At 44.4% G+C, this 22,255-nt stretch carries 20 protein-coding genes; 5 read left to right on the forward strand and 15 right to left on the reverse strand.

From position 1 onward, the window contains the following. Positions 1 to 2: 2 nt before the first annotated feature. The 5 genes from BLP80_RS09165 to BLP80_RS09185 all read right to left on the reverse strand — a co-directional run bounded on the left by BLP80_RS09165 (position 3) and on the right by BLP80_RS09185 (position 5,511). Complete coding sequence (locus BLP80_RS09165; protein WP_090542521.1) at positions 3 to 722, reverse strand: phosphorylase family protein; 720 nt, start codon at positions 720 to 722, stop codon at positions 3 to 5. Continuing rightward, the gene (shc, locus tag BLP80_RS09170; RefSeq protein WP_218120418.1) at positions 722 to 2,707 is read right to left on the reverse strand and encodes a squalene--hopene cyclase; all 1,986 of its coding nucleotides are present in this window, start codon (positions 2,705 to 2,707) and stop codon (positions 722 to 724) included. The genes BLP80_RS09165 and shc overlap by 1 nt, the downstream gene beginning before the upstream one ends. 163 nt (positions 2,708 to 2,870) lie before the next feature. Continuing rightward, a complete protein-coding gene (locus tag BLP80_RS09175; protein WP_256325029.1) occupies positions 2,871 to 3,548 on the reverse strand; it encodes an MlaA family lipoprotein in 678 nt (225 codons plus the stop codon). A 196-nt stretch (positions 3,549 to 3,744) separates the two neighbouring features. Beyond that, positions 3,745 to 4,761 carry a hopanoid-associated sugar epimerase gene (gene hpnA / locus BLP80_RS09180; protein ID WP_090542527.1) on the reverse strand — a complete coding sequence of 339 codons (1,017 nt, stop codon included), beginning with the start codon at positions 4,759 to 4,761 and terminating at the stop codon, positions 3,745 to 3,747. A 141-nt stretch (positions 4,762 to 4,902) separates the two neighbouring features. Beyond that, positions 4,903 to 5,511, reverse strand: a complete 609-nt coding sequence (locus tag BLP80_RS09185; RefSeq protein ID WP_090542529.1) for a MotA/TolQ/ExbB proton channel family protein — start codon at positions 5,509 to 5,511, stop codon at positions 4,903 to 4,905. A 416-nt stretch (positions 5,512 to 5,927) separates the two neighbouring features. On the opposite strand from BLP80_RS09185, the gene xseA reads away from it, so the two are divergent. From xseA to BLP80_RS09205, 4 genes are all read left to right on the forward strand, one after another. After that, positions 5,928 to 7,271: an exodeoxyribonuclease VII large subunit gene (gene xseA, locus BLP80_RS09190; RefSeq protein ID WP_090542531.1), complete on the forward strand. Its 1,344-nt coding sequence runs from the start codon at positions 5,928 to 5,930 to the stop codon at positions 7,269 to 7,271. A gap of 109 nt (positions 7,272 to 7,380) precedes the next feature. Further along, positions 7,381 to 7,755 carry a DUF423 domain-containing protein gene (locus tag BLP80_RS09195; protein ID WP_090542533.1) on the forward strand — a complete coding sequence of 125 codons (375 nt, stop codon included), beginning with the start codon at positions 7,381 to 7,383 and terminating at the stop codon, positions 7,753 to 7,755. A 32-nt stretch (positions 7,756 to 7,787) separates the two neighbouring features. After that, positions 7,788 to 8,981: a THUMP domain-containing class I SAM-dependent RNA methyltransferase gene (locus BLP80_RS09200; RefSeq protein WP_090542535.1), complete on the forward strand. Its 1,194-nt coding sequence runs from the start codon at positions 7,788 to 7,790 to the stop codon at positions 8,979 to 8,981. Between the two features lie 74 nt (positions 8,982 to 9,055). Then, entirely contained in the window at positions 9,056 to 9,532 is a 477-nt protein-coding gene (locus tag BLP80_RS09205; RefSeq protein ID WP_090542537.1) for a disulfide bond formation protein B, read from the forward strand. A 105-nt stretch (positions 9,533 to 9,637) separates the two neighbouring features. On the opposite strand, the gene xerD is transcribed toward BLP80_RS09205, so the two are convergent. The 3 genes from xerD to htpG all read right to left on the reverse strand — a co-directional run bounded on the left by xerD (position 9,638) and on the right by htpG (position 13,075). Next, on the reverse strand, positions 9,638 to 10,549 hold the full coding sequence (gene xerD / locus BLP80_RS09210) for a site-specific tyrosine recombinase XerD (protein ID WP_090542539.1): 912 nt from the start codon (positions 10,547 to 10,549) through the stop codon (positions 9,638 to 9,640). Continuing rightward, a complete protein-coding gene (locus BLP80_RS09215) occupies positions 10,546 to 11,052 on the reverse strand; it encodes a methylated-DNA--[protein]-cysteine S-methyltransferase (RefSeq protein WP_090542541.1) in 507 nt (168 codons plus the stop codon). The genes xerD and BLP80_RS09215 overlap by 4 nt, the downstream gene beginning before the upstream one ends. 100 nt (positions 11,053 to 11,152) lie before the next feature. Then, positions 11,153 to 13,075, reverse strand: coding sequence for a molecular chaperone HtpG (gene htpG, locus BLP80_RS09220; RefSeq protein ID WP_090542543.1), 1,923 nt, complete (start codon positions 13,073 to 13,075; stop codon positions 11,153 to 11,155). A gap of 157 nt (positions 13,076 to 13,232) precedes the next feature. On the opposite strand from htpG, the gene BLP80_RS09225 reads away from it, so the two are divergent. Further along, on the forward strand, positions 13,233 to 14,336 hold the full coding sequence (locus tag BLP80_RS09225; RefSeq protein WP_090542545.1) for a PQQ-dependent sugar dehydrogenase: 1,104 nt from the start codon (positions 13,233 to 13,235) through the stop codon (positions 14,334 to 14,336). Positions 14,337 to 14,541: 205 nt separating this feature from the next. Here the strand turns inward: BLP80_RS09225 and nuoN are convergent, their stop codons facing one another. From nuoN to nuoH, 7 genes are all read right to left on the reverse strand, one after another. After that, positions 14,542 to 15,987, reverse strand: a complete 1,446-nt coding sequence (gene nuoN, locus BLP80_RS09230; protein ID WP_090542547.1) for an NADH-quinone oxidoreductase subunit NuoN — start codon at positions 15,985 to 15,987, stop codon at positions 14,542 to 14,544. A gap of 52 nt (positions 15,988 to 16,039) precedes the next feature. Beyond that, positions 16,040 to 17,524: an NADH-quinone oxidoreductase subunit M gene (locus BLP80_RS09235; protein ID WP_090542549.1), complete on the reverse strand. Its 1,485-nt coding sequence runs from the start codon at positions 17,522 to 17,524 to the stop codon at positions 16,040 to 16,042. A 102-nt stretch (positions 17,525 to 17,626) separates the two neighbouring features. After that, a complete protein-coding gene (gene nuoL, locus BLP80_RS09240; RefSeq protein ID WP_090542551.1) occupies positions 17,627 to 19,573 on the reverse strand; it encodes an NADH-quinone oxidoreductase subunit L in 1,947 nt (648 codons plus the stop codon). Between the two features lie 72 nt (positions 19,574 to 19,645). Further along, positions 19,646 to 19,951 (reverse strand): NADH-quinone oxidoreductase subunit NuoK, encoded by a 306-nt coding sequence (gene nuoK / locus BLP80_RS09245; protein ID WP_090542553.1) that lies wholly within the window; start codon positions 19,949 to 19,951, stop codon positions 19,646 to 19,648. A gap of 66 nt (positions 19,952 to 20,017) precedes the next feature. Beyond that, positions 20,018 to 20,623 carry an NADH-quinone oxidoreductase subunit J gene (locus BLP80_RS09250; protein WP_090542555.1) on the reverse strand — a complete coding sequence of 202 codons (606 nt, stop codon included), beginning with the start codon at positions 20,621 to 20,623 and terminating at the stop codon, positions 20,018 to 20,020. 19 nt (positions 20,624 to 20,642) lie between these two features. Next, positions 20,643 to 21,131 carry an NADH-quinone oxidoreductase subunit NuoI gene (gene nuoI / locus BLP80_RS09255; protein WP_090542557.1) on the reverse strand — a complete coding sequence of 163 codons (489 nt, stop codon included), beginning with the start codon at positions 21,129 to 21,131 and terminating at the stop codon, positions 20,643 to 20,645. Positions 21,132 to 21,144: 13 nt separating this feature from the next. Further along, a complete protein-coding gene (gene nuoH / locus BLP80_RS09260; RefSeq protein WP_090542559.1) occupies positions 21,145 to 22,245 on the reverse strand; it encodes an NADH-quinone oxidoreductase subunit NuoH in 1,101 nt (366 codons plus the stop codon). Between the last annotated feature and the right edge of the window lie 10 nt (positions 22,246 to 22,255).

The raw sequence follows: 22,255 nt of genomic DNA on the forward strand, positions 1-22,255 counted from the left end.
AATCAATATTGGGGCGAGAATGCGCCACCCAGCTCGGTATCAGCATACTTTACCACTGACAGAAGCGTGGCACAGGCCGCACGCATGCTCGGGGCAAGACGCAGCAAAGTAGTTACATTAACAGACCGGCGAAGGAGCAAAGTCAGCAAATGCAGCGTATTGACACTACCATCAGGATAGACCGCACCCAATAAGGTCGGTGGCGGTGAAAATTCGACGGGATCAGTAATGGCACGCACCGCTACAAATGGAATACCCGCATTGGCCGCGATCTCGGCAATAGCCCCACTTTCCATATCGACCGCGCACGCGCCATTTTTTACAGAAAACTCCCGTTTCTCGGCTTCCGAAGTCAAGACCTGATGACTGGTAGCCAATGTGCCTCCAGCAACCTTCACATGCTTAGGCAGATGATGCATGATGCGTGCACGCCATTCCAAGGCGACAGGATGCAAATATTCCGCATGAATGCGTTCAGGGAGGACAAGGTCGCCAGGACGCAAAGTTTCATCCAGCGCGCCAGCTACACCAAAGCTCATGAGCGCTGATACGCCTCTATCGCGCAGCCCAGCTGCTGCTTGCCGGGCGGCATCGTTTCCCATACCACATACCCAGATTGCGGTACCTTCTCTAAGGTGCACCATTTCGTTGAAAGGTAACCTGCGCGGCGTGATACATTTCGCTTCCAAGCGCATTGCGGTGACAATACCTACCAGACTCACTAAGTCTGCCCCCCAATCAGCGCACGATATCGTATCAACGCCCACAGCGGGAAATATTTTGAATAACCATGATATTTCAGATAAAACACCCGTGGAAAGCCTGGTGCCGTAAACCATGGTTCATACCATAATCCATCAGCACTCTGTGTCTCCATCAAATATTTAATCCCTTTCTGTACTGCATCACTGCATACTTCTCCGGCAGCCATCAGTCCGAGTAATGCCCACGCAGTCTGGAATGAAGTGCTCTGTTCGAACTGTCCGGCTCGCTCGGGATCTAAATACGTGTCATTGGTTTCACCCCAGCCACCATCATCACGTTGAACGGATTTCAACCACTGAACCGCGCGGCGTATAGCCAGATGCTCCATATCGACGCTGGCGAGTCGCATGGCTTCCAGCACAGACCAGGTGCCATAAATATAATTGCTTCCCCATCGCCCAAACCAGGCGCCATTGGATTCCTGTTCTCTAAATAAATAGGCCAGTCCGCGCTCTACTACTTGCTTATGCCGCTGATCGCCATGCATGGCCAGAAAACCGCTACAGCGAGCGGTCACATCACTGGAAGGAGGATCAAGCAAAGCACCGTGATCAGCAAAAGGCACTTCGTTCAGATAATAATAAGTATTATCAATGTCGAAAGCGGCAAATCCACCATTACTTGATTGCATGCCCGCCAACCACTCTGCCGCACGCGTCTTACTTACCTGATAGTCAACGTGATCAGCCTGATGTAACGCCCAGGCTACTGCCGCAGTATCATCCAGATCCGGGTAATGCGGGTTAGCATACTGAAATGCCCAGCCACCACCTGGCAAATCCGGACGGCTCTCGCGCCAGTCTCCGGGTGCATCGAGTATTTGATTAGGAATGAGCCAATCAAGAGCGCGTCGAATGGGCTGCTGGTCTGCGTCCCGATCTTCCTGTAAGGCAAGACAGGTCAAAACGGTGTCCCAAACTGGCGAAGTGCAAGGTTGGCACCATGCGCGCTCACCTTCATCCACCAGCAAGCCCTGAAGCGCCAAGCGGCATTGCTGGCGATAGGGATGATCATAATCGTAGCCAAGCAGCGCCAGCGCCTCATAGGCGTTGACTATGGCTGGGAAAATTGCACCCAAACCACATACTCCATTGAGCCGCTCGATCATCCACTGTTCTGCAAGATATAAAGCCCTTTTCCGTATAAAGGATGGAATCAGGGGTTCAAGTTTCGAGCCAAAACGCTCTAAATACAAAAGCAACCGATTAAGCGGAGTACGGACTGGAAAATAGTTCTGTTCCTCTTCAGGCGGCACCGTAAATAATTCCTGGGCATGAATATTCCTTGGATTAGCCGCCTTGGCTTTCAAAGAACACAGAATAGAAAGCGGGATCATGACGGTACGCGACCAGTACGCCACTTTACTGAGATGAAAAGGAAACCAACGCGGAAACAAAATGATCTCTGCGGGAACGAATGGAACACCACGCCAGGGTATCTGGCCATACATGGCAAGCATTAATCGGGTAAATACATTGGCACGCGCTGCTCCGCCGTGCGCCAGAATAGCAGACCGGGCACGCACCATATGCGGTGCATCGGGAGAATCTCCGACAAGCTTCAATGCATAATAGGCCTTGACGCTGCAGCTTTGATCAAATGCGCCACCATAATAAAGCGGCCATCCTCCATGTGTCATATCTTGTTGTTCACGAATGAAGCGAGCCAGTTTGTTTTCCAAAGTGACATCCACTTCATCCATGAAATGCATCATCAGGATATATTCGGCGGGAATCGTACAATCTGCTTCTAAGGGAAAACACCAGTGACCCTCTTTTTTTTGTAAAGCAAGCAGTGTATTGCGTGCTGAAGAGATTGTATTACTCAGCCTGGATGCATTAATTCCGTCTACAGTTGTATTGCTTGATTTCAACCATTGACCCATCAAAGCTGTCTTTTTTATGCTGATAAAGTCAAAGATTTGTTGTGACATTCTAGACATGGATATTAGAACCTATATTCAACATGTTGTAATATATTCATTTTATAAGAAATTCTTTTTTGCTATTCGGTTTAAATACAAAACTCAGATATCCGGTTGAGAATAACGAAATAGTATTGAGCGCGACAATAAGTCACTCATGAAACTGATTTATTTAGCATTATTAATCTCCTATCTCTTCATCCTCCTCTTCAAGGAGAAGATCATTATAGCGACCAGAAGGAGGGTTACCATCATGAATCAAAAATTCACGTTGCTGCAAATAACCCTCGCGGACAAACAAATAGGGATCCAAAGCCGATTGATCACGAATTTTCATGGGCCCTGAAAGTCTTGCCCGTTTGTCCACCACTCTCAAAAAAAGAAGAGGAACCAGTGCAGGTCCACTGATCACATAACTTGCAAAGAACAATGCGTCAGTGAAGAAACTAACCGGCAAATCCGCTATATCGCGACGATTACTTGGCCCATAAACAGGGATAAAAATATAAGAACCACTGCTTAGACCCCAAACAGCCAATGTCTGCCCGAAATCCTCATTATTTTCCTTAAAGCCCATATGGCCTGCCATATCAGCAAGTCCAAATAAGCCAATGGTTGAATTGATCACGAAGCGTAGACTGTCTTCAAACCCCTGACGTACTTTTCCCTGTAGAAAAGCATTCAATGCCACATTGGGATAAGCAAGGTTTCGATAAAAATTCCCAATAGGACGTTGTATGGCATGAGGAACATGCTCAAGATAAACATCTGCCACAGGCTCTAAAATATTCCGGTCAATCACATCTGTAAACCAATAGGATTTACGATTAGTGGATTCATAAGGATCACCCGCATCCATACCGTACTCGTTCTTTGGCGTAGAAGCGCAACCTGTACAGAGAATAACCAGGAAATATAACAATATAACTGCAAAATGACTTTGTCTCATATCCAGAAATAGATTTTTATCTTACTAAAGTATATGACCTGGATAGCAGCCATTTAAATACCTTGCAGAAAAAACGAAACAGAATTCGATAAGCATGGATTATCAACTATTTTAGTTGTTGCGGTAAGGAACGCGTCACGTACCCTTCTTTAACCAGCCATTCAATTTGGTCGACCAGCGCCTGGCGTATTGGGGTTTGCTTGAAACCCAATTCTTGCACGGCTTTATCGCTCTCAAAAACCATGGAACGTGCTGCGAGTCTGATACCTGTCAATGGCGCCTGGGGAGGTTTACGAGTGATATAGTCAGCGGTCAATTCAGAAAGCACTCCCACAATTAAGGCTAGCCAGTGAGGAATGCGGAATTTTGGCATGGCTAAGCCAGTGATCTCCTCAATCATTAGCAGCAAATTGCCCAAAGTCAGATTCTCATTGCCCAGAATATAACGCTCTCCTGGACGTCCATGCTGAGCTGCCAGAATATGCCCTCTGGCGACATCCCGTACATCCACCATATTAAATTTACAATCGAGATAGGCTGGTATTTTACAATTTAGAAAATCTAGAATCATGCGTGTGGGGGGAGTAATCCTACGATCTCCAGGGCCTATCGGTAATGTCGGAGAAACGATTACTACCGGCAATCCACCCTTTGCAGCCTTGAAAGCTGCTTGCTCCGCAAGAAATTTTGAACGGCAATAAGGGCCAGGCATTTCATTCAGTTCTCGCATGACCGATGAATCAATAGGGCGATCTCCTTGGCGCCTGCCAGTCAGAATCGACTCGGTAGAAGTATATACCACCACTTCCAGATCTGCTCGCGCCGCTTCTGACAATACAGTACACGTCCCTTCGTAATTCACCTGCTTGAACAAACGCTTGTCTTGCGCCCATAAATTCGGATTTGCTGCCAGGTGATAGAGGCGCTGCACACCTTTTAGGGCACGGCGTACCCTATCGGCATCGTTCACAGAGCCTTGTATCACTTCCACATCACTTGGTAGAGATACATCTGCAAGCTCTAATACTTTCACTGCTTCGCCTTGTTCCAGCAATTGCCTCACTAGATGCGTCCCAATAAAGCCTCCTCCCCCAGTAACAAGGGAACAACCACGATTTAACAAAACAACTCCTTTAAATCAGATACTAGACAAAATAGTGCAACTTTCATGACAAAACAGAAGCAGTAAAGAAAGCTTGACCAAATTTCCGCTTTGGCTGTAATCACAACGACTGAATTTAGCCTATATCATGTCTTGCCTTGTTTAAATTTGTCGCTCACCGTGGACGATCTCAACCAATTTTAAAGCTTGCAATTCCATTTCCATAACTAGAGCATCTACTTTGGCACGAAAATGCCGGTAAAAGATTATGCTCGGTATCGCCACAAGTATGCCAAACGCAGCATTATACAACGCTATAGATATACCATGGGCAAGTTGTGCCGGATTACTCCCTGTGGGCGCATTGGAACCAAAAATTTCGATCATACCAATGAGCGTTCCGAATAACCCCATTAATGGACTCAAAGAAGCAATCGTTCCCAATGTCGTAAGATAACGATCAAGCTCATGTGCCACTCCACGGCCCACTTCTTCAATGGACTCTTTCATAATTTCACGTGAGCTGCCAACATTCCTGAGCCCTGCTACCAAAATACGCCCCAACGGTGAGTTGTTCTGCAGGCGCGACAGCATTTCAGCGCTTATTCCCGTTCTACGATATTCCTGTAACACTCTTGGCAGCAAATCCCGTGGAGCAACCTTACTCTGTCGAAGACTCCATAAGCGCTCACCGATAATGGCAACGGCGACGATGGAAGCAAAAATGATTGGCCATATCGGCCAACCGGCGGCTTGAATGATTGAAAACACGCGTTATTCTCCCAGATAGATAGTGGCATTTAATCTATTCTGCAATTGCAGAATACTTTGTTCAATAGATCCGATAGCTTGCGAAAAATACGAGGATATTAAACCATCAGTTTGATTGCTCAATATCATCAAAATACAGATGCAAATCAGGCTGTAATGTAGCGTGTCAATGTATTTTCGGCAAGAAAGTGCAGTTGCTTTTCTTGTCCACAATTTCTGTGGATAAGTTTGTGAATAAACTATGGATATAATGAATAAGTAGCCTTATTAAAACATTATTTTCTAACCTGCCTAATTCTTGATCTTAATAAAAAATATTTAATAACAATATGTTATATTATGACACTGTTTTCATGGAGGTTTTTAGTGTGCTAAAAAATGATCAGAAAAAATGTGGATTATTGTAGAATCGTTGCATGAATTTTTCCTTTCAACCTATTAGCTTTCAGTCAGTATTAAGCGTCACCGAATTAAACCGCTGTGCGAGGGAGATACTGGAACATACCTTGCCGCTACTATGGATATGTGGTGAAATTTCCAATCTTAAGCAATACCCTTCTGGTCACTGGTACTTTTCTCTTAAGGATACAAACGCCCAAGTACGCTGTGTCATGTTCCATCACAAAAATCAGTATCTGAGCTGGCAACCCAAAGATGGCATGCAAGTAGAGGTTCACGCTTTGGCAACACTTTATGAAGCGCGCGGTGAATTCCAGCTGACCGTTGAGAACATTCGTCGTGCCGGACTAGGACTACTCTATGAAGCATTTGAGCGTCTTAAGGCCAAACTGGAGCAAGCTGGATTATTTGATCCAGCTCGCAAAAAGGCACTTCCTAGCTTCCCCAGGCAAGTCGGTATCATTACCTCTCTCAATACTGCTGCACTACGTGATGTGTTAATCACCTTGCACCGCCGCATGCCTTCATTACCGGTGATTATTTATCCTGCGCCCGTGCAAGGAGAGGGTGCCGCAGCCAAAATAGCTACTGCGATCCAGTTAGCCGTGAAACGAGCGGAATGTGATGTGTTGATACTTTGCCGTGGTGGCGGATCAATCGAAGACCTATGGGCATTCAACGAGGAAATGGTCGCGCAAGCCATCTATGCTTGCTCAATTCCTATCGTAACAGGTATTGGGCATGAAACCGACTTCACTATTGCCGATTTTGTCGCTGATATTCGCGCACCGACCCCTACAGGCGCCGCACAAATTGTCTCTCCCAATGCTCAAGAAATCTCCAATCACCTGCGCCATTTAAGCCTTCGCATGCAGCATGGAATGCAACGTGGCATTGAACGGCGCATGCAAATGATCGATTTACATGCGCACCGCCTGCTACATCCTGGCGAACGTGTCCTTAATCAACTGAAACACCTCCAACACTTGCGAGAAAGGCTTTCCAATGCCGGGCTAAGACGTACAGAAGCATGCCGCTGGCAGTTAAGTGAATTTAATCGACGTCTACACGCCAGCACGCCCCATATTCCTTTCCTGCTCAAACAGCAATATGACATGGCGCTCCGATTACGTCGCACTGCCGCGCAGCGTCTCGAAATTCTGAAAAATAATCTTCAGCATCAACAGGCACATCTTACGCATCTCAATCCGCAATCGGTGCTAGCGCGGGGCTATAGCATCACTTATACAGCTGATGGGCAAATCCTGCGCGACTCGGAACGGATTCACCCAGGCGATGATATTCGGGTTACTTTTGCTCAAGGCTGGGCCCAAGCCAAAGTGACTGACACAGGAAAATAGGTCTTTATAGACATTTTTGCAACAGTGATGCAGACTGTGGCAGTCTTGCTTTACCACAAAAATCACCTTACTCTCACTTATTCGCAATTTAAAAGGAATTTAATCGATAATGCCCAGAATCTTTTTCACGCTCGGTGCAATCAATGCATTTTTATGCGTCCTCCTCGGGGCTGTGGGTGCCCATGGTTTGAAACACCAACTAGCCACTGACATGCTCGCCACCTTCCAAACGGGCGTACAATATCACTTTTATCATGCACTGGGGCTGATCCTGATCGGATTGGTATTGCTCAATTTCCCGCACTCGCGGCTATTGAAGCTGTCAGGTTGGGTCATGTTTGCAGGAATAGTGTTATTTTCAGGCACACTCTACATTGTAAGCCTGACTGGAATACGTGGGCTCGGTATGATCGCGCCGCTGGGTGGTCTATCCTACATGAGCGCCTGGCTACTGTTCGCCTATGCGGCATGGACAGGGAAATAAGAAAGCACGATACAATCTAATCGGTTTATTACATGAAGTCTCAGCATTTCTTTGCGCCTTGCCCACGAGGACTTGAATCTGTTCTCGCCACTGAGCTAGCACAACTCAACGCAACAGCCATTCAAACATCGCAAGGCGGGGTTGCGTTCCAAGGGGATTGGCGCATCTGTTATCGCGCCAATCTGGAAAGCCGTATCGCAAGCCGTATCCTATGGCAAGTTGCCAGTCAACACTACCATAATGAAACTGATATTTATAACATCACCCATGGGCTCCCGTGGCATAAATGGTTTGGACCGGAATTGTCTATTCGGGTCAATTTGGCTGCGATAAAATGCCCGCTGCGTAGCCTGGATTTCGCCACGCTCAGAATCAAGGATGCCATTTGTGACAAATTCCGTCACGCTTGCGGTCAACGCCCGAATGTTGATACCGTCAACCCCGCAATCCGTATTCATGGTTTTCTTGATGCGCAAACATTTACCCTCTATCTGGATACCTCGGGTGATGCGCTGTTTAAACGCGGTTTAAGAAAGAACGCCGGGGAAGCACCCTTACGTGAAAATCTGGCGGCAGGCATTTTACATCTTGCTGGCTGGCAACCCGGCATTCCACTGCTTGACCCGATGTGTGGCAGTGGTACATTTTTAATGGAAGCAGCCCAAATGGCCTGTCGTATCGCACCAGGATCGGGCCGGCATTTTGCATTTGAAAATTTCAAACTATTGGACGCTGCATTATGGGAGCACCTCAAGCAAGCAGCTCAGGCTCAACAATCACCGCTCATGCCCCAACCCATTTTCGGTAGCGATTTATACGGCTATGCCCTCGCCCACGCCCGCAACAATCTGGCTGCTGCAGGATTGATCGATGTCGTTAGTCTGAAGCAAGCCAATGTATTGGAAATCACTGCCCCAACTGCAAGCGGCATCATCGTGACTAACCCGCCTTATGGCGTACGTATTGGTGAGCAAAAAACGCTTGCACAACTTTATCCTAAACTAGGCGATGTGCTAAAAAAGAAATTTAGTGACTGGAATGCTTATATTTTTACAGCCGACCCAATGCTGCCCAAATCCATACGACTCACTGTATCACGTCGTATTCCCTTATTTAATGGTGCATTGGAATGCCGCTTGCTCGAATATAAAATGGTTGCAGGCAGCATGCGGAAGGACCTGAAAAAAGCAGATGATGCCATACAATCAGGTACGGTTATATCTTAGAAAAGTAATTTCCTACCCCTGCTTGTTAACTGTACTTACCTAATTTGTTGAGAACATAAGTAAAAGAGAGAAATATGCGAGCGATCTTTTTGTTGATTTTTCTTGGCTGCGCCGGTTTGATTGGCTATGCATTATATCTGCAGGGGGTAGAAGGACTATTGCCATGCCCACTGTGCGTAGCGCAGCGAATCGCTTATTGGTTTCTGGGATTGACTGCACTATTTGCTTTCCTGCACAATCCCCAAAAAACCGGGCGTAGCGTATACAGCAGCCTGATGCTCATTTTTGCATTGCTTGGTGCCACTGTCGCTGGACGGCATGCTTGGCTGATACGTTATCCCGAATCCTTTGAATGTGGTATCAGCCCTGAAGAGGCTTTTCTGAATGCATTACCTATCGCCGAGTGGTGGCCCGGTATGTTCGAAGCCAATGGCGACTGTGCAGATGTCAGCTGGCAGTTTCTATCGCTCACCATTCCAGATTGGTCGCTGATTTCTTTTTTACTGCTGGCTGGAACCGCCGTTTTTCTGTTGATAGCCAAAAGAAGTTAATTCGAGAGCCGCGGGGTGTAATCGCTACAAAACAGTGACTTTGCATGATATTACACAAGTTGCTGATACAATACGTTATCGCTGGTTGCGCGCCCTCTAAACTGACTAGCCTCGAGGATGATGTTTAGCGTGCAGTTGCTTTAGCCTTTCCCGTGCGACGTGGGTATAAATCTGCGTAGTAGAAATATCCGCATGCCCCAGCAAGAGCTGCACGACTCGCAGATCGGCACCGTGATTGAGAAGATGGGTTGCAAAGGCATGGCGCAAGGTATGGGGTGATAACGATCTGATGATACCGGCCTGTTGTGCATGGCGTTTGATGAGATACCAGAACGTCTGGCGTGTCATGGAATCGCTGCGGGCGGTCACGAATAATTTATCTGTCGCTTTGTTACCCAGTAGAGCAGGACGAGCCTTCTTGACATAATCATTGATCCAATAAAGCGCTTCTTCTCCGAGAGGGACCAGGCGTTCTTTACTTCCTTTACCCATCACACGCACTACGCCCATATCCGAGCTGATTTGAGTTACCTTGAGGCTGACGAGCTCTGATACTCGCAGTCCCGTTGCATAAAGCATCTCCAGCATTGCGCGGTCTCGCAAGCCCAATGGTTGGACAATATCTGGCGCACTGAGCAATGCCTCGACTTCTGTTTCAGTTAAGCTCTCGGGCAGATAACGTGGCAGTTTGGGGCTATCGATATTGAGGCTGGGATCAAGCCGGATCTTCCCCTGGCGCAACAAGAAACGATAAAATCGTTTCATACTTGATAATTCGCGACTCGTCGTACTGGCCTTGGCCAAGGAAGAAACCCTGTTGGCAAGGAATGCCAACAAATCAGCATGGGTTGCTTCTATTAGCGATCTTGCACCTTGGCTTTGCTTAGCTAACCATTCACCCAGTTGCCACAAGTCATTGCGATAACTTGCCAGCGTGTTACGAGATAATCCGTCTTCGAGCCACAGCGTATCGGTGAACTCATCCAATAATTTCGCATTGATGTCGGATGGATTCATGTACATTCATGCTTGAGCAGCCAGCGTTTGATATTGAGCGGCATGCCATCACTCGCATGCATGAACCCCCCTAGGCCACCGTTCTTGGCGATGACACGATGACAAGGAACGATAATGGGAAGTCGGTTGGCACCGCACGCCTGACCCACTGCGCGTGGTGCTGAATGGAGTTGGTGAGCAATATCCGCATAGCTGCGCGTCGATCCGCTAGGAATTTGCTGAATAGCTTGCCATACCCGCTGTTGATGCGATGTACCACCGATATGAAGCGATAGATCAAAAACAAACGCAGGGTCATCCAGATAGGCTAGCAATTGCCGGCAAACCTCTTCTGCGAGTAGGTTGGTCGGCGCAAGTGGAGGAATATCCAACGGCAGATAATCGATATCGGTTAGCCAATCTTCTTCCGTACGTATACCCAATACAGCAAAAGGAGTGACCAATCTTGCCTGGTAATCCTTGGTTAACCTAGATTCCGAGCTTACCTTTGACTTACTACTCATTCGTTCCTCCACTTCAACTCACACGCCCAAACCTCTGATAGCCAGTGGAGGACTAACAACAGAATCATGTCCTCCGACCATCCGCTCTGTATCTCTTTCGTTATTTTCCATTCAGTATGTTCTGCAAGAGCAAATCATTCAGTCTTTTGACAAAAGCTGCTGGATCCTCGAGTTGCCCACCCTCAGCAAGCAATGCCTGATCAAAGAGAATATTGCTCCAATCTGAAAATTTTGCTTCTTCGTATTTTAGGCGCTGTACCATCGGATGGTATGGATTGATTTCTAAAATGGGTTTGGTATTGGGCACCTTCTGCCCCGCAGATTTAAGCAACCGTTCCAGATTACCGCTCATGTCATAAGTATCCACCACTAAACATGCAGGAGATTCGGTCAAACGGAAGGTAATCCGTACATCCTTGATGCGTTCACCCAACACCTCTTTCATTTTCGTGATGAGCTCCTTGTACTCATCTACTTCTTTATCTTGTTCTTTTTTTTCTGCTTCGTCTTCTAGTTTGCCGAGATCGAGGCTACCTTTTGCAACCGATTGAAGTGCCTTACCTGCAAATTCTGACAAATTGGTTACTAGCCATTCATCCACACGTTCAGACAGCAGCAGGACCTCAATCCCTTTTTTGCGGAATATCTCCAGATGGGGACTGCTTCTCGCTGCTTTCAGGCTATCGGCAGTTACGTAATAAATTTTTTCCTGCCCTTCTTTCATACGAGCGATATAATCATCAAAGGATACTGTTTGCTCGTCAGTTTCACTATGCGTCGAAACGAAATGAAGCAGCTTGGCGATACGCTCACGATTGGTATAATCTTCGCCAACCCCCTCCTTCAATACCTGTCCGAATTCCTTCCAGAATGTCTTGAATTTCTCACGATCTTCTTCTTTATCGCTGCTGGCCAGATCTTCGATCAACCCTAGGATTTTTTTCACTGATCCCGCCCGGATATTGTCAATATCCTTTGATTCCTGCAGGATTTCACGCGAAACATTCAGCGGCAAATCATTCGAATCGATGACCCCACGAACAAAACGCAGATAATTGGGGAGTAATTTTTCCGCATCATCCATGATGAAAACGCGCTTAACATACAATTTGATGCCATGACGGCGTTCGCGATCATATAAATCAAATGGCGCACGCGAGGGAATGTAAAGTAACTGCGTGTATTCCTGCTTTCCTTCTACCTTTGAATGAACATAGGCCAGCGGTGGCTCAAAATCGTGGGCTACATGTTTGTAAAATTCTTCATACTGTTCTTGCGTAATTTCACTTTTAGAACGCGCCCATAGCGCACTTGCCTGATTGATGGTTTCATCTTCATCGGTAATCTTATATTCATTGCTTTCTTGCGACCATTCCTCCTTTTTCATCACAATCGGTAAAGTGATATGGTCAGAATATCGGCGAATGATCGATTTCAATCGAGAACCGCTCGACAACTCATCTTCATTTTCTCGTAAATGCAGAATAATTTGAGTACCACGATCTTTCTTCTCTACTGTTTCCAGCGTGTAATCTCCCTCACCAGTCGATTCCCAGCAAACTCCATGCTCAGATGTCAAGCCAGCACGCCGTGTAATCAGTGTCACTTTATCTGCTACGATGAACGCAGAATAGAAACCCACTCCAAACTGCCCGATCAAATGTGCATCTTTGGCTTGATCGCCAGTTAATGCATTAAAAAATTCACGGGTTCCTGATTTGGCAATCGTACCAATGTTATCGATGACTTCCTGCCTAGACATGCCAATACCATTATCAGAAATAGTAATCGTGCGCGCCTCCTTGTCATAGCTAATACGAATTTTCAATTCTGTATCGTTTTCATACAAAGCAGCATCTGTTAGCCCTTCGAAGCGTAGCTTGTCAGCGGCATCTGAGGCATTAGAAATCAACTCACGTAAAAATATTTCCTTATTGCTGTATAAGGAATGGATCATTAGTTTTAGAAGCTGTTTAGCTTCAGCCTGAAAACTCATATGTTCTTTGTTTATTGCAGCCTGCATAGTTTTCTCCTTAAAAAATGCGGTAACATTGTGGGGATGAATTAATAAATTTCAAGTCACTCAGATAAAAGTGCATAGTCATTAATAATTCCTTAAATTTTTTTCCATGATCTATATAAACCACTTATAGATAAAAACTATCGTAATAACTTAAGTTATGAAATTATTGCTATTCTTCACTCTATTTCTTCTTGTTTTTTGTAATGGAACACAAGCCGCTGTACAAGACGAGGATTTACCCCTTGAAAAAATCAAATTGCCGCCTGGTTTTTCCATCAGCTTATGGGCGAGAGTACCTGACGTACGCACTTTAACATTGGGTGATAAAGGAACCGTATTCGCTGGTTCCAATTCTGCTGGCAATGTTTATGCTATCACGGATCATAATGGAAAACGACACGTTAGAGTCATCGCCAGCAAGCTTAAACTACCTTCGGGTGTAGCATTCCATCACGGCTCTTTGTATGTTTCAGCAGTAAACCGTATTCTTCATTATGGCCATATCGAAGAAAATCTTGATCAACCACCTCAACCTCAAGTTGTGATCGATAGTTACCCGAGGGAAACCTTTCATGGATGGCGGTTTATTGCCTTTGGTCCTGACGATTTACTCTACGTTTCCGTAGGCGCTCCTTGTGATGCTTGTGAAGCGGACCAATCACATTATGCACTCATTTCCCGTATCAAGCCTGATGGAACGAATTATGAAATCTATGCCCAGGGCGTACGCAATTCCGTTGGATTCGACTGGCATCCTGAAACAAAAGAGTTGTGGTTTACGGATATAGGCCGGGATTGGATGAGCGATAATATGCCACCCGATGAGCTTAATCATGCGCCCCATAAGGGCATGCATTTTGGTTTTCCCTATTGTCATGCCAGCAGTATCCTTGATCCTAAATTTGGAGCAAAGCGCGGTTGTGATCGATCAGTCCCACCCGTCATTGAATTAGATGCACACGCCACTCCGTTGGGAATGCGATTTTATACGGGTAACATGTTTCCACTGGAATACAAAAACCAAATAATCATTGCTGAACATGGTTCATCGAATCAGCGAACACATAGTGGTTATCAGCTGAAACGTGTACACATTGAAAATAATAAGGTAATTAAAAAAGAAGTATTTGCGGATGGCTGGTTAGAAAATGGTAACGCCTGGGGTAGACCTGTGGATGTGCTCGTGATGCCCGATGGTGCACTATTAGTTTCTGACGATCAAGCTGGAGCCATTTATCGAATCAGCTATTCCATACCGTAAAAAGAAAGAAATCTCTAGCAAATAGAATTTTAGCAATTAAAGTACTTTGCCGCATTTGTGGCGAAGTACTTTCCTTTCTCATCTTCTCACTCAATCTACTAGTTTTAGTTAACCTTTCATCTCAGGAAACGAGAAATTGAAATTGAAGAGGTTAACCTTGGAGTACCGTTGCTACTTCAAATCATGCCAGAGTTTCAGCAACAATCTACATCGACTGCCGTATGGCGTAAAGGCTGAGCCCCATGAGCGTTTGAGGAAAAATACCCAACATGATCACTGCCAAGCCATTAATGCTGATCAGGACTTTGATATCCATTCCAGGCAAAATGGGCATATCGCTTTCAGGAGCATCGAAATACATAAACTTAATGATACGTAAATAATAAAATGCGCCAATTAACGAAAGCATTACAGCCACGACAGTCAACCATATATAGCCGGCACTTAATACAGCTTGCAGTACGGATAATTTCGCATAAAAGCCAATCATCGGCGGAATACCTGCCATGGAAAGCATCAAGAACATCATGATCAGCGCAAGCCAAGGATTACGTTGATTCAGTCCTTTGAAATCACTAATATTCTCAGACTCAAAGCCTTCTCGTGCAAGTATCATGATGATGCCAAAAGCGCCTAGTGTCATTAACACATAAGCGGCAATATAAAATAGCGATGAGCTATAACCATCTTCTCCAGCCGCAATAAAGCCGAGCAACACAAAGCCCATATGCGATATGGTCGAATAGGCCAACATACGTTTAATATTGGATTGCACGATAGCCACTACATTACCAATAGCCATAGACGCTACTGATAGGATGACTAGCATGCCTTGCCAATCAGCAACCATCTCACCCAGTCCATCTACCAACAATCGCATAACGAATCCAAATGCTGCCAATTTTGGAGCAGAACCCACAAAAAGTGTCACCGCGGTAGGCGCACCCTGATAAACATCTGGCGCCCACATATGAAAAGGAGCTGCACTTAGTTTAAAGCTGATTCCTGCGACGATAAATACTAAGCCTACTACCAATACTGCATGATCAATCATGCCTGATTGAATAATCTCGGATAGCTGCGCAGTATGCAAGGTTCCTGTAGCGCCATAAACCATGGACATGCCATAAAGCAGAAAACCAGAAGCCAGCGCACCCAACACAAAGAATTTCATAGCAGCTTCGGTAGCGACCGTTGATTCCCGCTGCAAAGCCACCATTGCGTAAAGAGAAAGTGATAGCAGCTCTAATCCCAAATAGAGAGTCATAAAATGACTGGCTGAAATCATGACCATCATGCCGAGTGTTGCAAATAAGGCAAGGCTAAAAAATTCACCTTTGAACATGCCTCGTACACCGATATAAGTACGTGAATAGATCAGCACGGCAGCTACAGTTGCATAAACCATCAATTTGAGTATATCCGACATCGCATCATCAACAAACATACCCGAGAAGGTATGTCTAATATCTGGCGAGAAAGTAGTAAATGTGAGTACCGCACAACCGATCAACGCGGATTGTGCCAGAAAAAAGGCAAAATAACGTCTCTTCTCCCCCACAATCAAATCAACAAGCATAACTACACAGACCATTACCAGTAAAAATATCTCTGGGTAAGCAGGAGTAAAATCAGGCTGCAGAAAATCCATTAATTGTCCTCAGTTTCTGGGGAGTTAATCTAATATATTATTAAAAAGTTTGTTATAGCTTGCTATGTGTCATATGTAGCAGCAAATTATCAACGGTAGCATGCATTATCTCAGTCAAGGAAAACGGATAAACCCCCAGCCATAACACCGCAAATGCGAGAATTGCCAGCAACATAAATTCACGTTTGGAAATATCTTCTAATCCTTCTACATTGGAATTTGCTACAGCACCAAATATGACACGCTTATACATCCATAGTGTATAAGATGCTCCCAAAATAAGTGTCATTGCAGCAAAGAATGCATACCAGAAGCTAACTTCAATAGTGCCCATAATGACCATGAACTCTCCTACGAAGCCACTAGTGCCTGGCAAACCAGCATTAGCCATGGCAAACAGCATGAACAAGGCAGCAAAAACAGGCATTTTATTAACTACACCACCATAATCAGCAATCTGGCGCGAATGCAATCTATCGTACAGTACGCCCACGCATAAAAACATCGCGCCGGAAATAAATCCATGTGAAATCATCTGTACCATGGCACCTTCTATTCCGAGAGAATTGAACAGAAAAAAACCAAGTGTTACAAATCCCATATGAGATACCGATGAATAAGCTATAAGCTTTTTCATATCTTGTTGCATCAAAGCCACCAAACCAATATATACAACTGCAACCAAAGACAGCAGAATCATCAAATCGGCAAGATACAGGCTTGCATCAGGCGCAATCGGTAAAGAAAATCTCAAGAAACCATAACCACCTAGTTTCAACAATATCGCAGCCAAGACGACTGAACCACCCGTAGGCGCTTCAACGTGCGCGTCCGGCAACCAAGTATGTACTGGCCACATCGGCACCTTAACCGCAAATGCTAGCAAGAAGGCAACAAATATAAGTATTTGTGGCGTCATCGGAAGTGGCAGTTGATGATACTCTAGTATTGAGAAACTGCCATCGGAGACGTGATATAGGTAAATCAGGGCAATCAACATCAAAAGTGAGCCAAGTAGTGTGTATAAAAAGAATTTGATTGCAGCATACACTCTATTTGGACCACCCCAGACACCGATGATGATGAACATGGGAATCAGTGAAGCTTCCCAGAAAGTATAGAAAAGTACAGCATCCAATGAAGCGAATACACCATTAACAATACCTGACATGATCAGGAATGCGCCTAAGTACTGGGAGACGCGTTCACGTATGACTTCCCATCCGGCTATTACGATTAATGGCGTAACAAAGCAATTCAGTAGAATCAATGGCATGGATATACCATCAATACCTACATGATAGTGAACATTCAATCGTTCAAACCAAATATATTGCTCGACAAATTGCATCGTACTTAAAGTAGGATCAAAGCGTGCATAAAGTGGAAGAGCCACCATCAATCCGATTATTGATCCAATCAGTGAGAGCCAGCGTGGCAATAATGAATTACGATCATTGCCAATTGCCAGAACGATTAAACCAAAGAAAATAGGCAACCAGATAACTAAACTTAATAGCGGGAATCCAAACAACATGATTATTCCAATTCGTTTACATGTAAATGCGTTTTTGTTTTTTTAGAGCACCATGAAGGCCTACCATCTGGTACTTTATATTCTTTTCTCAATCAATTCTTCTCAGAAATAGAAAAGCCACAAGCTCATTAAAATAAAAATACCTACAATCATGGTAAAGGCATAATGATAAATGTAACCAGATTGAAATTTTCGCGCTACTGCCGCTATCCAGGCAACAGCACTAGCAGTGCCATTGACAAAAATACCATCAATGATTTTGACATCACCAATTTTCCACAAGGCAGTACCTAACATCCTAGTACCCCCTGCAAATGCCCATGAATAAAACTCATCAATATAATATTTGCGGTCAAGCAGGATGTAGATAGGGCCTGATAATTTCTTGATTTTCCCAGGTAATTCAGTTTTATATAAATATAAATACCAAGCAGTGAAGATTCCACCTAACGAAAGCCAGAAAGGCACTGTTGAGAACGCATGCAACATCATGCCTACGACACCTGTAAATTCCGCTTCTAAGTTTGCAATTGCTCCATGTTCCGGATGTATCTGAATAGCTCCACCAAAATAATCACCAAACACCATCGTTCCGATCATCCAGCCAGCAGCAATTGTAGGGACTGCAAGTATGATGAGTGGCACCGTCACAACCCATGGCGATTCATGTAAGTGGTCTCGCGTATGATCATCCATCCGTGCCTCACCATGAAACGTCATGAACATTAATCGGAATGTATACAGCGCGGTAACAAACACTGTGGCTAATACACAAAAATAAGCGAATCCACTGCCTGGAATATCAGTAAATTTGGCTGCTTCAATAATCGCATCTTTAGAGAAAAAACCTGAAAAACCAGGTACGCCCGCGCTTGCCAACGCAGCAATAAACATCGTCCAATATGTAATCGGCATGTATTTTTTTAATCCACCCATTTTACGCATATCTTGCTCATGATGCATGGCTATGATCACTGAGCCAGCTCCAAGAAATAATACTGCCTTAAAAAAAGCATGCGTCATGAGGTGGAAAATAGCGATAGAATAAGCCGATGCACCTAATGCTACAGTCATATAGCCAAGCTGTGATAATGTGGAAAAAGCAACAACTCGTTTAATGTCATTTTGCACCACGGCAACCAACGCCATAAATAAGGTAGTAATACCCCCTATTACCAAGATCGTTGAAAGTACCGTTTCAGATAATTCAAACAAAGGCGACATACGAGCAACCATAAAGATACCGGCAGTTACCATTGTGGCGGCATGGATTAAAGCAGATATCGGTGTAGGGCCTTCCATTGAATCAGGCAACCACACATGTAAAGGAAACTGAGCAGATTTTCCCATAGCGCCAACGAATAATAAAAGACATATGACTGTCAACAACATCCAGGATTGTCCCGGTATGATCTCAATAGTGTGCGAAGCCATATAATCCGCATGGGCAAAAACGATTTCATAATCTAGTGTCCCAAAATACGCAAGAACTAGTCCAATGCCCAATAAAAACCCGAAATCACCCACTCGGTTGACTAAAAAAGCTTTCATGTTGGCATAAATTGCTGTTGGTCGGGTATACCAAAAACCAATAAGTAAGTAAGAAACAAGCCCTACTGCTTCCCAGCCGAAGAATAGCTGTAAGAAATTATTGGACATGACCAGCATCAACATGGAAAAAGTAAACAGCGAAATATAGCTAAAAAATCGCTGATAACCAGGATCACCATGCATATAGCCGATAGTATAAATATGAACCATTAACGATACTAAATTCACCACCACCATCATGGTCGCTGAAAGTGGATCGATCAAGAAACCAACCTCGAAGTGGGTTTCGCCCAGAGCCATCCAGGTATATACAGTACCGTTATAGATATTTCCCTGGAAAACATCGACAAAAATAACCAAAGAAGTGATTAGAGATATGAAAACCAATAAGATCGTTGTTCGATGACTCCAGGTTGTCCCTATAAAACGACCGAATAGTCCCGCAATTATCGCACCCAGCAGTGGTGCCAGCGGAACCAATAAATAAAGTTTTTCCATCTATGTTATAAAATATTAATTGTCAGTTATTAAACAGTTTTGTATTCCGTCAACAGGCAAGTATTAGTTTTCTTACCCTTTTAACTCATCCAGATCGTCCACATTAATGGTACGCAAATTACGAAAGAGCACGACCAATATTGCAAGCCCAATAGCTGCTTCTGCCGCCGCCACGGTAAGGATAAAGAAAACAAAAATCTGTCCCGCCACATCTTGGAGAAAATGAGAAAAAGCAACAAAGTTTATATTGACTGCTAACAGCATTAATTCGATAGACATCAATAAAATAATCACATTTTTCCGATTGAGAAAAATGCCGACTACGCCTATCGCAAATAAAATTGCACCGAGCACGAGATAATGGGATAACGATATCAATTAATCACCTTTTAAACTGAACGTATATGAAAAATAACTATATCTTCTATATCTGTGTAATAGCTTTCATTCTTCATTTTCAGAAGACATAGAAATCATTCGTATTCGATCATCTCGTTTAACTGCAATCTGCTTTGAAGGGTTAGGAGATTTTTTGTCGGTACGATAACGTAAAGTAAGCGCAATGGCAGCTACCATCGCCACCAATAAAATAACTGCTGCCAATTCAAATGCGTATACATACTCAGTATATATCAAGCGCCCCAGTTCTTTGGTATTACTATAACCAGCCTCATGCGGTTGAGGAATAGGCATATTATCTAAATTGAATTGCCTTCCCATCAAAACCATACCGATTTCTATTGCCAAGACTAGCGCAAGTAACGCACCAAATGGAAACCATTTCCAGAAACCTTCACGTAATCGCTCAAGATTAATATCCAGCATCATAACCACAAAAAGGAATAAAACCATTACTGCACCTACGTAAACCAGAACCAATGTAATCGCAAGAAATTCAGCTTCCAAAAGCAACCATATTCCGGCAGAAGTAAAAAAGGCGAGTACTAGCAGCAATGCAGCATAAACTGGATTACGAAGCGTTATAACTCCCAGTGCAGACAGCACCAATACTCCAGAAAAAAAATAAAAAATAAAATCCTGAAAATTCATGAGTGTCTAATGAATATATTTATCGGTAAGGCGCGTCAGCTTCTCTGTCTTTAGCAATCTGCTCCTCATAGCGATCTCCAACAGCAAGGAGCATTTCTTTCGTATAAGTGAGATCACCACGTACCTCGCCATGGTATTCGAGTACGCGTGTTTCAACAATTGCATCCACTGGACACGCTTCCTCACAAAAACCACAAAATATACACTTAATCATGTCAATATCATAACGAGTAGTGCGCCGAGTCCCATCTTCACGCTGTTCCGATTCGATGGTAATCGCTAATGCAGGGCAAACTGCTTCACATAATTTACAAGCAATGCAACGTTCTTCACCATTAGGATAACGCCGTAAGGCGTGCAATCCACGAAATCGCGGCGATTGGGGCGTTTTTTCTTCTGGATAATGTACTGTGATCTTAGGCGCAAACAGATAGCGTCCAGTGACCTTCATTCCTTTTAGTAATTCAAACAGCAGAAAGGATTTAAAAAAATGCTTAATACGTTCCATTTCACTTCTTCCTTTAGTTAAACCATAGATTAAGTGGGAACAGTGCCTTGATTGATTCTGGCAGTTGCATCAAAGCACCCAATAAAACAATCCACACCAGCGTGATGGGAATAAATATCTTCCAGCCAAGACGCATAATTTGATCATAACGGTAGCGCGGGAAAGTAGCACGGAACCATAAGAAGAAAAATAGCATAAATGCTATTTTTAATAATAACCATACTACTCCGGGTATTAAGGTAAATGGCGCAATATTCACTGGAGGAAGCCAACCACCTAGAAACATGATACTGGTAAGCGTAGCAACCAGTATCATATTGGCATATTCTGCCAAGAAAAAGACAGTAAATGCCATTCCCGAATAATCAACATGAAACCCAGCCACAATTTCCGACTCACCCTCAGCAACATCGAATGGAGCACGGTTCGTTTCAGCCACGCCCGAGATGAAATAGACTAGAAACATTGGAAATAATGGAATCAGGTACCAATTCAGTAGACTATCGCCTTGCTGCCCCTTAACAATATCGCCTAAATTCAGACTTTCTGACATCATTAATACACAAACCAGCGCGAAACCCATTGCTAGTTCGTATGAAACAACCTGCGCCGCTGATCGCATTGATCCTAAAAACGCATATTTAGAATTAGAAGCCCATCCAGCTATAATCACACCATAAACGCCTAAAGAGGTCATGGCTAAAATATAGAGCAAACCGGCATTGATATCCGCAAGTACTAACTCTGGTGAAAAAGGTACCACCGCCCATGCTGCCAAAGCAGGCGCGATCGTGAGAATAGGCGCAAGTAAAAACAAAAACTTGTTCGCACCGGTGGGAATGATGATCTCTTTCATGATCGCTTTTACCGCATCTGCGATGGGTTGTCCCCAACCACGCAACCATGGAATTCCGAAAAAAGTTACTCGGTTAGGCCCTACTCTAATCTGCATATAAGCGATGATCTTGCGCTCGGCAAATGTAAGATAGGCAACTGCTAAGAGTAATGGCACAACGATCGCAAAGATATAGAATAAATTCTTTGCCACTATATAAACCGTCGTGCCCCACTCCGCACCAAACATCTGCTCAAACAGTTGTTGTGTATGATCCATCAACAAATCC

It is taken from the genome of Nitrosomonas sp. Nm132, from assembly GCF_900100485.1.
GTDB lineage: Bacteria > Pseudomonadota > Gammaproteobacteria > Burkholderiales > Nitrosomonadaceae > Nitrosomonas.

Coding starts and splice junctions, on each gene's coding strand:
- shc (WP_218120418.1), bottom strand. CDS start 2,707: ATGTCTAGAATGTCACAACAAATCTTTGACTTTATCAGCATAAAAAAG.
- BLP80_RS09175 (WP_256325029.1), bottom strand. CDS start 3,548: ATGGATGCGGGTGATCCTTATGAATCCACTAATCGTAAATCCTATTGG.
- xseA (WP_090542531.1), top strand. CDS start 5,928: ATGAATTTTTCCTTTCAACCTATTAGCTTTCAGTCAGTATTAAGCGTC.
- BLP80_RS09195 (WP_090542533.1), top strand. CDS start 7,381: ATGCCCAGAATCTTTTTCACGCTCGGTGCAATCAATGCATTTTTATGC.
- BLP80_RS09200 (WP_090542535.1), top strand. CDS start 7,788: ATGAAGTCTCAGCATTTCTTTGCGCCTTGCCCACGAGGACTTGAATCT.
- BLP80_RS09205 (WP_090542537.1), top strand. CDS start 9,056: ATGCGAGCGATCTTTTTGTTGATTTTTCTTGGCTGCGCCGGTTTGATT.
- xerD (WP_090542539.1), bottom strand. CDS start 10,549: ATGAATCCATCCGACATCAATGCGAAATTATTGGATGAGTTCACCGAT.
- BLP80_RS09215 (WP_090542541.1), bottom strand. CDS start 11,052: ATGAGTAGTAAGTCAAAGGTAAGCTCGGAATCTAGGTTAACCAAGGAT.
- htpG (WP_090542543.1), bottom strand. CDS start 13,075: ATGCAGGCTGCAATAAACAAAGAACATATGAGTTTTCAGGCTGAAGCT.
- BLP80_RS09225 (WP_090542545.1), top strand. CDS start 13,233: ATGAAATTATTGCTATTCTTCACTCTATTTCTTCTTGTTTTTTGTAAT.
- nuoN (WP_090542547.1), bottom strand. CDS start 15,987: ATGGATTTTCTGCAGCCTGATTTTACTCCTGCTTACCCAGAGATATTT.
- BLP80_RS09235 (WP_090542549.1), bottom strand. CDS start 17,524: ATGTTGTTTGGATTCCCGCTATTAAGTTTAGTTATCTGGTTGCCTATT.
- nuoL (WP_090542551.1), bottom strand. CDS start 19,573: ATGGAAAAACTTTATTTATTGGTTCCGCTGGCACCACTGCTGGGTGCG.
- BLP80_RS09250 (WP_090542555.1), bottom strand. CDS start 20,623: ATGAATTTTCAGGATTTTATTTTTTATTTTTTTTCTGGAGTATTGGTG.
- nuoI (WP_090542557.1), bottom strand. CDS start 21,131: ATGGAACGTATTAAGCATTTTTTTAAATCCTTTCTGCTGTTTGAATTA.
- nuoH (WP_090542559.1), bottom strand. CDS start 22,245: ATGGATCATACACAACAACTGTTTGAGCAGATGTTTGGTGCGGAGTGG.